Raw genomic sequence first — 15,036 nt, forward strand, 5'->3', positions numbered from 1 at the left:
ATGTTTAAAACGACTGATTAAATGACAGTTTGCAAGAAAAGGGATTCGCCATTTACACAAAATTATTGACGGTCCCAAATTGATTTAGAAGCATTAAAAACTCCTTAGTGACTAATTATAAAAAAATATATAGATTTTATATATAAGTTACTTTAACATAGGTATATAATACCATTTTATAAGTTGGCAATAAAAAAAGACGTTACATTAAGGGTTTTGCTTTTATTTTAAGAAGCGGAAGAAAATAGGCCCTTAACATGGATGGATGGAACATTTCCTGTTTTAAAATGAACAGCCATTTTACAGCAGAATTAATAGGAGTGTGTGTTTTCATTCAATGTATGTTTCCAAAATGAATAGCAGCGCGGACAAGTGGTTAATTGAATAGAAAGTGATAATGGCAAATTTATCGAAAGGTAAAGACGCAAAACTATAGGGGCTAAAATCGAAAGATTATGCCAGCCAGTTACCGGTGATATACAAAAGACTAATCGGTATCCGATTAGTCTTTTTCGGTATCCTGATGTATGAACAAGCTGCAACATATCTTTACTATTTTTGGAGGTGCAATATGGAACTCTTGATTGGCCTGGGTGTAGCAATATTGATTCTTATTTTTCTTCAGGTCCGTACCAAGAAACAATGGTCAGGGAACTTGTTGGATTTTAAAAAAAACGAGCAGTATTACCAGTCTCTTTATCAAAAGAATCCAGATTTAGTTATAACGTTTGATCTAGAAGGGAACTTTTTAAGCACAAATAAAAACATAGAGTACTATGGCTATACACCAGAAGAAGTCCTGCACCAATCCTTCCTTCCTTACGTTGTGCCAAGTCAATTAAAAGAGACTTTGGAACATTTCCAAACAGCCAGCAAGGGAAAATCTATAACATACGAGACCGCTATATACGGAAAGAATGGTGATATCTTCGACTTAAATGTGACGAATATACCTATTATCGTTAACAATCAAGTGATTGGTGTGTACGGGATTCTTAAAGATATTACGGTGCTGAATCAAACACGGGCAGCTTTAGAAGAAGCTGAGTCCCACTATCGGAGTTTGGCGGAGGAATCTTTAGCTGGAATTTATATTATTCAGAATGGAGTTTTCGTATATATTAATCGAAAACTGGCAGAAATGCTGGGTTATAGCAAAGAGCAAATAATCGGCAGAAATGTGACGGATTTCATTTATCCAGATGACCGAAGTCTAGTAAGGAATAATATAGAAAATCGGCTGGAAGACGGCTTCTCAAATGTTTATTACCAATACAGGGCTGTAAAAAAAGATCAAACAATTGTCCATATAGAGGTGCTTGGATCTAAAACAATTTACAAGGGAAAGCCTGCCGTTACGGGAACAGTTATGGATATTACAGCGCGAAAAAAGGCGGAAGAAACGATTCAATATATGGCTTATCATGATGCCTTAACGGGTTTAGGCAATCGGTATCAATTCTATACCCGCCTAGAGAATATTTTGTCTAAAGAGAATACGAAAAGTGTGGCTGTTCTATTTCTTGATTTAGACCGCTTTAATCAAATTAATGATTCACTCGGGCATGAAATAGGAGATCGTTTATTACAAGAAGCAGCAAGAAGGTTACATACATGTGTGGAGAACAAAGATAACGTGGCTAGAAATAGCGGAGATGAGTTTCTTATTTCTTTGCCGGACATGAATCATCAAGAAGCGTCTGCTGCTGCGCAGCGTATTCTTGACTGCTTTGCGGAGCCTTTCCATCTAGACCAGTATGAACTTTATGTAACCCCTAGTATGGGGGTCAGCTTTTATCCAAACGATGGAAAAGATGTTGAGACATTGATAAAAAAGGCTGATTCAGCGATGCATCAGGCAAAGCGAAAAGGGAAAAACAATTATCAGCTTTATCGATCAAATCAAATCGAACACTCTTATGAAAAATGGGAAGTAGAAATGGATCTGCGAACGGCACTAGAGCAGGAAGAATTGCTTTTATACTATCAGCCTAAACTTGATCTGTCTTCAGGCAAAATCAGTGGTGTAGAAGCATTGATACGCTGGCAGCATCCTGAAAAGGGATTAGTCCCGCCATCCGACTTTATTCCTCTTGCGGAAGAGACAGGGCTTATTATCCCGATTGGTGAGTGGGCTTTATACACGGCATGTGCACAAAATAAGGCTTGGCAGGAAGCAGGACTGCCACCTATGATTACGGCGGTCAACCTCTCCGTCCGTCAGCTTTACCAGCCTGGTTTGATTGAAATGGTTCAGGCGGTTTTAAAAGAAACGGGGCTTTCACCCCAGTATCTAGAGCTCGAGATTACAGAAAGTATGCTAATGGATATTCAGCAGGGGCTTAAGATTCTAGAGAAATTAAAAGAGATCGGTGTTCAGATTAGTATGGATGACTTTGGAACAGGATACAGTTCTCTCCATTATCTAAAAGAACTTCCGATTGATAAATTGAAAATTGACCAGTCGTTCGTCCGCAATTGTACAGCAGATTCGAGTGATGCAGCCATTGTCAAAGCTATTATTGCAGTGGCCCACCAGTTAAAAATTGACGTTATTGCCGAAGGAATAGAAACGAAAGATCATTTGGTGTTCCTCCAGCGAAATCTTTGTAATGAGGCCCAGGGATATTTGTTCAGCAAACCGATACCTGCGGCAGAATTTCTACAAAAAATAGATGAAATTGAACAGATCATTCCTCAAAATGGGGTTCCAAAAGAATTATCCAAACAAATGTGGATGGAAGAAGCAGTAGAAAAGACCCGGCAAGAGTTAGTAGATACGATTAGACAGCAGCAAGGGATGATTTTTAAGTTTATTGAAAAAGATGGCTCCTTTATTCATACCTTATGTGATGGCGAGCTGCTGTATCGAATGGGGTTTCTTCCTGAACAAATTATTGGAAAGAAACTGAGTGATTTCCTGTCTTTCGAAAAAGCAGAGGAAAAAAATAAACAGTACCAGCGGGCATGGAAGGGTGATGCGGATGTAACGTACGAAGGAGTTGTAAATGGTATCTATTATACTGCCTCCTTACGTCCTATTCGAAGAGGCGGACAAGTAGTAGAGGTTATTGGTTCCTGTATTGACATTACCGAAAGAAAGCAGGCTGAGGAAGCTTTGAAGGTGAGCGAAGCCAATTATCGTCTTATTACAGAAAATACGCTTGATTTAATAAGGGTTTTAGATATAAATGGCTTTGTTAAATACGCTTCTCCTTCCCATGAAACGATATTAGGGTATCCACCAGAGGTGTATGAAGGGGAATCAATTTTTGATATGATTCATCCCGATGATATTGTCTGTGGTCAAAAGCAATATTCTTATATGAAATCCACTCACAAATCAAGCCAATTCGAGTACCGGATGAAACATGCAAATGGTAAGTGGGTACATGTGGAATCAAAAGTAACTCCCGTACTTGGCGAGAATGGTGAAGTAGAATACTGTATTGTTGTGGCAAGAGACATTTCAGAGCGGAAAAAGACAGAGGAATTTATACGGAAAACGGAAAAACTATCTGTGGTCGGTCAACTGGCCGCAGGAGTTGCACACGAAATAAGAAATCCTCTTACTTCGGTAAAAGGTTTTCTTCAATTAATGCAGGATGAATTAGACAACCCTGCCTACACGGATATTATGTTGTCTGAAATCAACGATGTTGAGAAAGTAGTAAAAGAGTTTTTGTCCCTTGCGAAGACGCAGACAAGTAAAAGATCCTCCATCGATCCAAATGTTCTTTTGGAAGATGTTGGGACATTGATGAGCACACAAACTACCCCAAAAAATATTCAAATTGTACAGGAGGTAGAGCCCGGGTTGCCCTCTTTCTATTGTGACTATCCTCAAATTAAGCGGGCTTTTATTCATATTCTTCAAAATGCGATGGACGCTACTTCAAATGGGGGAATTCTTAAAATCCAAGCCATGCAGGGCGGATTAGACAGTATTAAGTTTAGGTTTATCGATCGAGGACGCGGCATTTCTGAAGACCGAATGAAAAGTATAGGTGAACCATTTTACAGCCTAAACGAAAAAGGAATGGGATTAGGTTTAGTAGTTAGCCACAAAATTGTTCAAGAACATGGGGGAAGTATCCATTTGGAAAGTATTCTCAATCAAGGGACAATTGTAGAAGTTATTTTACCGCTTAACCAGTCTCTTACTTCTAAAACATAAATCTTCAAAAATCTTTTGAGCATGAAATAATTCCGAGGATCATACTGCAGCCGGATTTTGATGTTTCTTTTAGTTTTATTATTCACAATAAGCTCATTATAATCGTTGATCTTTTTTTATTAATATTTTTTACAGCTTCTAATAAACTTTTTTCACCTGAATAAAAATACAAGGTCCATTTGATATCTGGAGTGGCTCCTATAAAAATCATCACGTCGTCGGTGTTTCCATACACATAATAATCAACAGAATCCTTTGCAAGGCAGTACATGCTGTCATCGTCGTTCTGCTGATTTTTAAAACAGGATGGGAAATCTTTAATGATACTTGCATGATTTTTCAGTTATCTACAAAATTTCTTGTTCATAAGGGAACTTTAATATAGGGTTTTGGGTAGCTTTAATTTATGTATACTTTGTTCCTCAGTAAGTGGAGCGGCTAGAAGAAGGTACCCTCTCTAAAAGAGGGCATTTAAAGAGGGCATTTATTGCAGGGTTATCTCAATAAGCCTGCTTCTCTTGCTGCATCATAACTATCTTCAGCAAATGCTACGGGATCGCCAACATCCTCCCAGTGCATATACATTAAGCGCGGATTGTCAAAAAGCCAATGGTTGTGGACCGCTGTGATCTTAATGCCTCTGCGTCGCAATGCAGTCGTAAATCGGTTGATTTCTGATTGAAGGATGACAGTTTCTCCTAGATTAAGAGTTTTTCCGCCTATGTTATTTTCGAAGGATAGAGCAAATGGAAGTGCTAAAGGAGAGCGGGTGCGGCGGCCTAAAATGGTTGCATCTATATTTCGAAGACGTTGTACCACACAGACGGGAGTTGATGTGATAACCTGGCCTCCAATTATATCAGCGAGCCGTTGACAAGGTAATGGCATGATTGTTCCTCCTTTCTATTTATTTGTTGTAGTATATGCAGGAAGGAAGAGATTTGTATAGGTTTATATCAAGAGAATAATAAAATACTAGTTAATCGCTTGATCTCATTGTTTTTAATAAACTGGCATAAGCTCTGCCGGTTTACCGTATAGTTATTCTACAAAGGTTTCGCCAGCCTTTTGCTTCGTTTCTTTTAAAATATATATTTTGGAAAAGCAGCTCTCCCCCTTAGGGAAAGGACAGCTGCTTTTTCGATTTATATCCGGACGCTAGACATGAATAAAGGCAGCAACTTTTTAAATGTTGCTGCCTTTATTCGTTATTCTTTTAAAATACCAACTCATCGTTTAGTGAATCCTAAATAGTGAAAGCATAACAACTCAAATCGTTACTCAGCAGTTCGTCCATACAGGTAAGTAACAATAAGCTCAGATTAGCAGGTAAGTTGGATGGATCATTTATGAATGGAAACCCTGGTGCCTACAGGCATTCTAGAGGATAAATCTAGAACATCGTGGTTATACATTCTAATACATCCATGTGGGACATCTTTTCCAATTGGAGAGAGGTTATTTGTGCCATGTATTCCATAATGAGGCTTTGACAGACCCATCCAAAACACTCCAAATGGGCCGCCAGGATTGCGCTGTTTATTGATAATGGTGTATGTCCCGGAAGGAGTGGGTGATAATATTTTTCCAACTGCAATTGGATAGGTTTTTATAAGTTTGTTTCCATCAAAAAGCTTTAATTGATGTTGTAATGTTAATACGTCAATCCATTTTGCCATAAGAATCCTTAATTTTACTATTAATATATTTATATAATTAATATGTAAAATGTAATTAAAGTGAGGGTTAAATATATGTAAAGGTACTATAAAAACAATCTTAATAAAATGGAATAAATCCATTTTTTTCTGGAAAGGAAAAACTATCGTAAAAAACGTTCTTGTTATGGTACTGGAGAAAAAAGATCGAAAAGTATGCATTTCTGCAATGTTTTTCAGAAGGGATTATACAAAGGGTTGTACACATATAATGTAGAAAATTTGCCCTTTAAGGAGGTCTAAAATGTCTGTATCCTTGATAATTTTAACAGTAAATGTCGTGATTTTTTATCTTCTTACCCTTTTTTATATTTTAAAACATAAAAAAGAAATACCGACTATGGCTGGTATGATGACAGCTATGACGCTGGGAATGCTGATTGGGCTGCTTGGAGGTACTATTTTAGGCGCATATTTTCAAGGGGACCTCTTTTGGTCAACGGTTACCGGCGGCGGTCTTGGCTTTTTAGCAGGAATGGTTATAGGAAGCCCATTAAACCTTCTTACAGCTTTAGAAGGCATGTTATCCGGTTTAATGGGTGGAATGATGGGTGCTATGTTAGGTGTAATGATTTCAGGTACTTATATCGAGGCCATCATTAAAATCTTATTTTTATTAGAGTTCTTGTTTAATTTGATCGTTATTTATCTGTTAATAGGCGAGAGAGCAAATGGGAAGGAAGCATTGTGGAAAAAGTGGTTTAAAAATCCTCTTCTAATGGGGGGAACATTAGGCTTGTTCTTTTACTTTTTTAATATGAGTGGCCCAGTGAGCTTCTCCAGTACTTTAAATGAAACTGCTTCACACGAGAATCATAAAGCAGAAAAAGAAGAAACTGTTGAAAGAGAAGCAGTTAAAGATTCCATAGAAATTCATGCAGATGATTTCACATACTCTCCACTTGAGATAAATGTAAAAAAAGACCAAACGGTAACCATACGCTTTGATAATGTAGGACAAGTTGAACATGATCTTCAACTCGACGGATTAAATGCGGAGCTAATAGAAGCGGGAAGCCACCATTCAGGAGAAGAAGAAGGTGTTCACATACACGCCCAACCTGGTGAGCAATCATCTATTACTTTTAAGCCGCTAGAAAATGGAACGTTTGAATTTTACTGTACAATACCTGGACATAAAGAGTCGGGGATGGTAGGCAGCCTAAAGGTTCTTTGAGAAGCAATATAGCAAATTAAACATGAATAACCAAGCCGCATTTCACTAATAAATGCGGCTTCTTGTTTCTCACTTGCTGAAAATATGAGAAACTTTTCGCTCTGTTATTTTAAGTACTCTATTTATGGTTGGACCGGTTTATTACGCTGCTGGTGTTGCTTACGCAACCCATATCGGGTCATGCCGCGTGGTTTGTAAATCGACAATATCGTTATCACAAGCAAAACCAGAAGTCCGCCCCCCGCATGAATGAGTTCGCCCCGCATACCGGCCAGCTCGATACTTCTTGATTCTGCTGATATGTCTGCTAAGTAACTCACTGTCCCCATATTTAAAAGCAAAATAATAGTGGTCAAGATGGTTAGAAGGAATTTGAAAAGCACCCAATAGTGCCGAAATAATCCCCATGGAGTGCCTATTGCCATTACGAGTCCGGTTAGCAGCGAAGCAAGGGCTAAGGGAACAATGGCAAACCATCCAATCGATTCCATCGCTATCCAGATAGCAGCCACTGTCTGAGCGTCTTCAGTGATTAGAGCGGTGATAACCAGAGCAAGGAAGCTAATGACCGCACCAAGCCAACCAATCGAGAAAATGATATGTGCGGTGAGTGCAAATTTTCGGAGACCAGGGGTCATTATCATGTCTGTTGTACCTTATATTCTTCAGAAACTGTTTGGCGTACATTCTCAGAACTCATGTGGCGACCTGGACCATGTTCACCATTTCCAAAGAGCATCATGATAATGACCAATAAAACTAGGATAATAATTATGCCACTAAAAACTTTCACCCAGCGTGGTGTACCTGTAGTCAATTCTGAATCGGTTTTCTCTAAATTATTTTTTTCATTAAATCCTTTTTTGATGAGTTACTCATTAGTTCTTTCCTCCTCTTTGTCTCAGTAACCTCTCAGCTGGAGAGCTTTTAAAAGCTCTTGAATATTATAACTATACAAAAGAAACTTTTAATCTACTATAGTAATGATGGAGGAGAAAGCTGGGTTGCTATTGCAGACAAAGGAAAGGGCGTAGAGAGTGAATAAATTTTGTGATACAGAATTTTGGCAGGATTATGGCAGGGCATATAGGGTTATCTAGCCTAGTGATACTTAATCCTTTGCAGTTCTACAGGCAAAAAGATCATAGTTAACACCAATCGTGTCTCTCCAAAATAAAGTATAGAGAGGTGATAAATGTGTGTTTTTCTAATAATGCAATTGAGCAACGAGCTTTAGAAATGACTGAACAGATACAAAAGAAATCTATTTATAAATTAGTAAGGACAGGTTTTATAGGGGGTGAAATTTTAGAACTTCATGAACAAAGTTCAATTCGAAATGGTTTCAATCATACATTTGGTAAGGATGTCCCCTTAATTACCGAAGTCATTTTAGAAGGTAGTGACGGAAGACATTATAATATTGAACCGAATCATAACGGATTAAGGTTTGCAGAAGGTGAAATCACCTATAAAGAATATGAAAAGTTACAAAGAAAAGAAAATATGCAGGGATTAGGTCTACTCTCTATAACAATTAGTATTTATTTATTAGTTGGCGGCACATTAATTTCATACTTATATTAAATGATCACATCTTCCATATGAACATAAGAAAAACACGCCAGGCTATTGAGGGCGTGTTTTTCTTAGTTGGAACTCTAATTTTTTTCTATATTATTATGATTTTTAAACTTTTTTTGTACTGATTATGACTCCAATTACAGCAAATATGATTACTACAACAGTAAACATGAAGAAATTATTGGAAAATATATTCATTATGTGAAAAGGTGCTTTATGAACATAAACAGCCTTTACCCACTGACTATCTTCTTCTACTGCAATTGCAGTGGAAGTTGAAATTCCTTTTATTTCATAATACTTTGTTCCTTTTGGATAATAATTTGAAGCTTCTCCGTAGAAATCTCCAGTCATATCGTTAGGCTTTGTTTTTACTTCCCCTATAATTTCACCAATTTGACTGTCTGTGATAGTTTCTTCTTGTTTGACTTCATAAACTTTTCCTTCCCAAACCACAAAAGTATAAGCCCACGACAAAGCTTCAACAGAGGAAGAAATAATAATTATAAGTAATAGAGCTAACAGGGATATTTTTTTCATAAGCACCTCCAATGACTCCCATAAACTTAAAAATTTTAATATTGGTTTAAAAACAACCATCTTGTAGAAAATAGCCTAAAAAAATTGTATTTTTTGAAGATGAATTATTCATTAGTTCTCTATAATTAACCTCTATATTATAGTAAACGATCATGTATGGAGGTGCAGTAAATGAAGTCAAAAGGTAGTTTCTTTTCCTTACTTTTAAGTGCCTGTGGTATGGCCGGCATGGACCATAGCAACATGGATATGAACGACGAGGGGACGGAACAAAGGAAAGTGAGGGAAACAAAAGCTTCACAAGCAACCGTGACAACGGAAACAATAACGGATAATGAGGTTACATTAGTTGCCCAAGAGCGAACACATCAATTAACGGATGATAAAAGTGTTACGTCATGGGCATTTAATGGTTCCGTGCCTGGTCCAGAAATTAGGGTCCAGGAAGGCGAGAATGTAAAGATTACTTTAAAGAATGAACTGGAGGAGCCTGTGACAATACACAAATAAAGAATCAGCAAAAGCATTCTTTTATTCCATTGTTATTGAGGCTAAATACTTAATGATTGAATCCGAAATTAGCGTCGATAATATACAAGTTGTGCAAAGTATCGAAAATCACCAGCGAGATACGTAAAATTAATGACTTAGTTCATCTATTGCTTGTTTCAATAGCGTAATATCGTTTGCTATTTCTCGCCTTGTACCATTTTTTACAATGCCAGTATTTATTTACTAGCATTCTCCTTCCTGCTGCGATGGTTATTGCTATGCTGGGAGGAATTGAATCGTTATTATCTGCCCTAGTAGCAGACGGAATGACCAAGGGTAAGCATAACAGCAACAAGGAACTAATTGGCCAAGGATTGGCCAATATGGTTGCTCCTTTATTTGGAGGAATTCCGGCGACAGAAGCCATAGCGCGAACGGCAACAAATATTAAAAACGGGGCTGCTTCCCCTTTATCAGGTGTGATACATGGGATTGTAGTATTACTAGTGCTGGTTATTTTAGCGCCTTACGCTTCAGCCATTCCTTTAGCCAGTATGGCTCCTATCCTTATGTTTGTCGCATGGAACATGAGCGAGCGCAAAGAATTTGCGAACATCTTAAAAACGAAAACCATGGATTCCCTAGTGTTAGTCGCTACCTTCTTGTTAACAGTTTTTATGGATCTTACAACAAGTGTAGGAATTGGCTTGCTTTTAGCCCTTTTAGCTTTTGTTGGACGAATGAGCAGTACGTTGAAAGTGTCAAAAGCTTTACCAGATCCGACTGATAAGCTAGTGAAGCCAGAGATGGTGCAGCAAAGTTCCAACTGTCCGCAGATTAACATTTATACAGTAGAAGGACCTTTATTCTTTGGTTCGACCGAACGATTTGAGGAGGAACTAGAAAGTATTACACGTTCTAAACCGAGAATTCTTCTATTAAGAATGAGCAAAGTTTCATTTATTGATACATCGGGAGAAGCACTCCTCGCCAACATTGTGAAACAATTCAAAGATTCTCATCATCAAGTGATAATTTCTGGCATCCAACAGCAGCCAAAAGAATTATTTAAGAAAACGGGTTTGTATCAACTAATAGGCGAGGAATATATCTTTGCTCGTACGGGTCATGCTATTGATAAAGCTTTATCAAACCTAGATGTGGAGCGTTGTAAAGGATGTAAACAATTTTCTTTTGATGAATGTGCAGAACTCTCACAGCAAGCTTCTAAGCCTGCAGTTTTCAAACAGAAAAGAAAACAGGAGCCAGAATTAATTTGAAAAATGGAAGGTTACTGTGCAAACCTTAAAGAGTTAATCCAAAGAGTGTTAAATAAATTCGTTTTGAGCTTAGATAGGCTTCTTGCTAAAATCTGAAGATCCAAAAAGGAAAATTAAAGAATGCAGCAATATAGAGGTAAGGCTAAAGAAAAATCGATTCTTCACACTGTGTGTTAAATTCAAACATGTATTTTATTGAAAAATATATCAACATGACTTATAGGAGATAAAATGTAGAGCGTAGCCTTTTTGTAGAAAACTTGAGTTAAATATCGCTCTGCTACCTACTTATTAGTTTCTTGATGACAATCATGCTAAAAGAGCCTGATAGCCAAAGTGCTCAACAAGAAAAAATAATCGATTCATCTAAGGAAGACAAAAATGTAATGTAATCCACTAAAGATGTAAGGCTGTTGGAAAAATTCCAACAGCCTTATTTTGAGTCCTTGGAAAGGTTGATGAAGATGAATCTTGAATTAGATTTAACGTTATTTATTGTTTTAATGATCTTCGGCTTTTTAGCTGCCTTTATTGATTCCGTTGTCGGGGGAGGAGGGCTGATTACATTTTCGGCCCTATTGTTTACCGGGATGAGCCAAGCAGCAGCGATCGCGACAAATAAATTAGTGGGAACGATGGGCTCTTTAACGAGTACGTTAGCGTTTTACCGTTTTGGAAAACTTGATTTAACGTCCGTGTATAGATCCCTTCTATATAGCTGAGTGTATCATCCATTCTAGGCACCATAAAATACCATACTCCTAAACTTTTGCACATAAGCCTGGCTGCTAAAATTGAGAGAAGAAGGGAAAACACATGACGGGTGAGCGCCAGTTTTTTAGAATAGGCTCGATGCCTATTCCGAAAGCGGGAAAGAAATTGAGAAAAAAAACACGCAACATTTACGCAGAGAATAGGATGTATGAAGAGCTTCCAGCCAGCCCTCTGAAGCCCTGATGCCTGAAAGAAATGCTGTACAGATTGGTTTAGGAAATTAGGAGGGAGGGTGTTATATAGTTCTTAGCCTCCGTACTTAAGCATCTTCTATTGCTTATATAAAAGCAGATTTGTTTTCGATAAGTACCTTTTAAGGACGGGATAGAGACAAATTCTCACAGCTGGCTGTTTAAGGACATCCTTGTTTTCGCTCGCTGAAAGTGCCATGAAACATTGTTTCTGGAAGCGGCGTTGAACAGTGGTCACGGTGGAAATTTATGATTACATTATTGTGAGGGGAATGGGCATTAAATGAAAGGAATACTTCTATGCGCTGGCAATGGTACGAGGATGCAGCCATTTACTTTTTCATTGCCAAAACCGCTATTGCCGGTAATGAACCGCCCGCTTATCGATCACGCGATTGAAAAGTTCCGGGCGGCCGGCATACAAGAGATTGGGTTGGTCATCAATCCTTCTCAGCAGGCAATTGCCGATCATATAAACACTGCCTACAAAGGCCAGAAAATTGAGTTGCTGTTTCAAAGAAAGCAACTGGGTATTGCACATGCGCTTCGTTCCGTACAAGATTTTATTGGAGAAGAGACATTCGCATTGCTTCTCGGCGACAACCTTTTAACCGGCCCGCTGCGTGCATTAGTTCAGTCAGCAGCGGACGGAAAGTCATCTCTTCTTTTAAAGCGGGTACCGAACCCGCAGGAATTTGGTGTTGCGTTAGTCGACAAGAAACAGAACCGTATTTTAAAACTGGAAGAAAAACCTTCCGTACCAAAAAGTGATCTGGCTGTGATGGGTGCTTATGTATTTCAGCCTGCTATTTTCGATGCAATCAATGCTATTCAACCATCAGGACGTGGTGAATACGAGATTACAGATGCTATTCAGTGGCTGATCGACCATGATTATCCGGTGACGTATCGTGAAACACTTTTACCCATTTTTGACGTTGGGACGCACAGCCGCTGGCTAGAGGCGAACACATGGATGATGGCTGAACAGGGACAGGGAGAAGTTAGCATTGGACGAAATACAAGTGTTGAAAGGTGTGTGTTTCTTGGGAACGTACATGTTGGAGATGACTGTATCCTGGAAAATGCAGTGATAGGGCCAAACGTATCTTTGCAAAATGGCTGTGTGGTGAAAGAGTGCCGTATCGAAAACAGTATTTTGCTGACGGGTGCAGCTGTTCAAACTCGTCAATCCATTCGTGATAGCATTTTAGGGCAGGGGGCAGTCGTGAAAGGGGATACGATTAGAGGTGTAGTTCGCTGTATCCTTGGAGACAAATCGGTATATGAACTATATGAGCAGGAATCAGATACATGAGCAATTTGTAGAATCGGACAAAAAGATTTCTATCATAAAGGAGAATAGGGACGATATTGCAATGGGGTACAAAACTTTATGTTTCCAATCCAGGTGAATCTTTTTGCCCAGTAAAGTACAATGAGGAAAAGGCTTGCGGGACTTTTAACAGTGCTGCATTTAGGGCCCTAACATTTAAAAATTTCTAGACATTGGCGGTATTTTTAAATGAAAAATGTCTGCGTCTTTGCCGACAGGCAGTCTTTGCTTTTGCTCTTAAGAGCAAAAGCTTTTTACATCACGCTCTATAATCTCCCCAAGAGTCCACATCGACGGGGAGGTTTGGCACCTCGATGTCGGCTCATCGCATCCTGGGGCTGTAGTCGGTCCCAAGGGTTGGGCTGTTCGCCCATTAAAGCGGTACGCGAGCTGGGATCGAAGACTTAATTAAAACATATGTGGTACGGTATGCCGTTACTTTACAGAGATTATCCAGTTTTGAAGGAACAATTTTGTTCCATATAGTCTGGTGGCAATAGCGAAGAGGTCACACCCGTTCCCATCCCGAACACGGCCGTTAAGCTCTTCAGCGTCAATGATAGTTAAGACTTTCCCCTGCGAGAGCAGGAAGCCGCCTGCCCCCATTACATTTTTATTACATCCTTCATCTATCCAATCCATTGGACGTAAACAACTTGGACAGGTCTACTTTACTTGAAAAGGCGTCAGTTTCAATATTTGTTCATATATGTCAGGCAAATCCACCAGAGATTTCCCCGACAGCATTTTCATCGATTGAGCTACAATGTCTGCCCCATGATGAGGTACTTTGCTGAAGGCTGCTTCGTAATACTGTTTTTGGCTGATCATTTGTTTTATTCTTGCCTCCAGTTCCGGCAAGGGCATGTCATGCTCCGCGACACAAGAATCATCCCCCGCAAGCTCCTTCAGCATCATATTTTTGACTTCTCGTTCCTTTGTATCTGCAGGCAATGCCAGCAAAGGGGTTCCTGTAGAGATGCAGTCCATCAAAATGCCCATTCCAGGTTTGCTTATCACAAGGTCAGCTGCATTCACTAATTCCCGGCCGTTTTCGAATAGCGGCGCCTGAACTATTTTTGGATTGAATGGAAAGTCCGCACCCTCGAGCTGACCTGCAACAACAATCCGATACGTTGCTTTCAACTGATTGATTTTTTCATACCATTCATCCATGTAGTGGTATCGGAATTTCCCAACCCCCCCTCCCATTTGAACGAGGATGAATGGTTCATCTGTCGGAATCCCCAGTCGTGATTTCACCTGTTCCGGGTGCATGGTGATATCCCGGGCTATAATGGGGATCGGCACATATAAAGTAGTCAATTCTGGAATTTCCTTTGGCTGTGTAAGATTAATGTGAAAAAAGATATCTGTTGATCTTTGGGAAACCGCACGGATTTGTTCCTTAAACTTTTTCGTCTGATCTGTATCTTCATCAGATACACTCATATCACTATGATAAATTCCGCCTATGATGGGTCCCTGGCCTTTCCGATGATTTTTTGTCTCCTTCACTTCATCTCTCCAATCATGAATAAGTAAGTCAGCATTAAGAAGCTGGTCTGCCCCTTTTCTAAAATGTACGGAATCATGTATTTCTATATGAGTGAGATTCGACTTCAACCATTTGTGTGTATGTGAAAAAGCAAAGATTTTTACCTCTTCACCGCTTATTTCCCTGAATTTCGAAATATTGGCCACACAGGGATTTAAATGACCCAAATTTTTCCCGACAATATAATGAATCAATTCTGCTCCGCCTTC

General features: G+C 39.0%; 10 protein-coding genes, 1 rRNA gene, 2 pseudogenes, 1 riboswitch and 1 other annotated feature. Of the genes and pseudogenes, 8 read left to right on the forward strand and 5 right to left on the reverse strand.

Features of this window, described 5'->3' with window-relative positions; translation table 11 throughout:
• The first annotated feature begins 389 nt into the window (after positions 1-389).
• Positions 390-474, forward strand: a riboswitch (cyclic di-GMP riboswitch).
• A gap of 97 nt (positions 475-571) precedes the next feature.
• Entirely contained in the window at positions 572-4,177 is a 3,606-nt protein-coding gene (locus RG959_RS22225; protein ID WP_342799000.1) for a PAS domain S-box protein, read from the forward strand.
• A 495-nt stretch (positions 4,178-4,672) separates the two neighbouring features.
• On the opposite strand, the gene RG959_RS22230 is transcribed toward RG959_RS22225, so the two are convergent.
• Both RG959_RS22230 and RG959_RS22235 read right to left on the reverse strand, forming a co-directional pair.
• Positions 4,673-5,065 carry a DUF1259 domain-containing protein gene (locus tag RG959_RS22230; protein ID WP_342799001.1) on the reverse strand — a complete coding sequence of 131 codons (393 nt, stop codon included), beginning with the start codon at positions 5,063-5,065 and terminating at the stop codon, positions 4,673-4,675.
• A gap of 455 nt (positions 5,066-5,520) precedes the next feature.
• A complete protein-coding gene (locus RG959_RS22235) occupies positions 5,521-5,856 on the reverse strand; it encodes a L,D-transpeptidase (RefSeq protein ID WP_342799002.1) in 336 nt (111 codons plus the stop codon).
• Between the two features lie 283 nt (positions 5,857-6,139).
• Here RG959_RS22235 and RG959_RS22240 point away from each other — a divergent pair, with 283 nt between their 5' ends.
• The gene (locus tag RG959_RS22240) at positions 6,140-7,072 is read left to right on the forward strand and encodes a cupredoxin domain-containing protein (protein ID WP_342799003.1); all 933 of its coding nucleotides are present in this window, start codon (positions 6,140-6,142) and stop codon (positions 7,070-7,072) included.
• A 122-nt stretch (positions 7,073-7,194) separates the two neighbouring features.
• Here RG959_RS22240 and RG959_RS22245 read toward each other — a convergent pair whose 3' ends face one another.
• A complete protein-coding gene (locus RG959_RS22245; RefSeq protein WP_342799004.1) occupies positions 7,195-7,716 on the reverse strand; it encodes a DUF2269 domain-containing protein in 522 nt (173 codons plus the stop codon).
• Between the two features lie 553 nt (positions 7,717-8,269).
• Here RG959_RS22245 and RG959_RS22250 point away from each other — a divergent pair.
• Positions 8,270-8,659 (forward strand): hypothetical protein, encoded by a 390-nt coding sequence (locus RG959_RS22250; protein ID WP_342799005.1) that lies wholly within the window; start codon positions 8,270-8,272, stop codon positions 8,657-8,659.
• Between the two features lie 102 nt (positions 8,660-8,761).
• Here the strand turns inward: RG959_RS22250 and RG959_RS22255 are convergent, their stop codons facing one another.
• The gene (locus RG959_RS22255; RefSeq protein ID WP_342799006.1) at positions 8,762-9,196 is read right to left on the reverse strand and encodes a hypothetical protein; all 435 of its coding nucleotides are present in this window, start codon (positions 9,194-9,196) and stop codon (positions 8,762-8,764) included.
• Between the two features lie 171 nt (positions 9,197-9,367).
• On the opposite strand from RG959_RS22255, the gene RG959_RS22260 reads away from it, so the two are divergent.
• From RG959_RS22260 to rrf, 5 genes and pseudogenes are all read left to right on the forward strand, one after another.
• Positions 9,368-9,706, forward strand: a complete 339-nt coding sequence (locus RG959_RS22260) for a multicopper oxidase domain-containing protein (protein ID WP_342799007.1) — start codon at positions 9,368-9,370, stop codon at positions 9,704-9,706.
• A 230-nt stretch (positions 9,707-9,936) separates the two neighbouring features.
• Positions 9,937-10,968, forward strand: a pseudogene (locus tag RG959_RS22265) (SulP family inorganic anion transporter); the annotation flags it as partial.
• A gap of 464 nt (positions 10,969-11,432) precedes the next feature.
• Positions 11,433-11,672: pseudogene (locus RG959_RS22270) on the forward strand (TSUP family transporter); the annotation flags it as partial.
• 544 nt (positions 11,673-12,216) lie between these two features.
• Positions 12,217-13,251, forward strand: coding sequence for a sugar phosphate nucleotidyltransferase (locus RG959_RS22275; RefSeq protein ID WP_342799008.1), 1,035 nt, complete (start codon positions 12,217-12,219; stop codon positions 13,249-13,251).
• 274 nt (positions 13,252-13,525) lie between these two features.
• Positions 13,526-13,675, forward strand: a sequence feature (23S ribosomal RNA rRNA prediction is too short).
• An 80-nt stretch (positions 13,676-13,755) separates the two neighbouring features.
• A 5S ribosomal RNA gene (gene rrf, locus RG959_RS22280) occupies positions 13,756-13,870 on the forward strand.
• 65 nt (positions 13,871-13,935) lie between these two features.
• Here rrf and RG959_RS22285 read toward each other — a convergent pair.
• On the reverse strand, positions 13,936-14,787 hold the full coding sequence (locus RG959_RS22285; RefSeq protein ID WP_342799009.1) for a glycosyltransferase: 852 nt from the start codon (positions 14,785-14,787) through the stop codon (positions 13,936-13,938).
• Positions 14,788-15,036: the final 249 nt, after the last annotated feature.

The sequence above is a fragment of the Domibacillus sp. 8LH genome, assembly GCF_038806185.1.
In the GTDB taxonomy this organism is placed as follows: domain Bacteria; phylum Bacillota; class Bacilli; order Bacillales; family Domibacillaceae; genus Domibacillus; species Domibacillus indicus_A.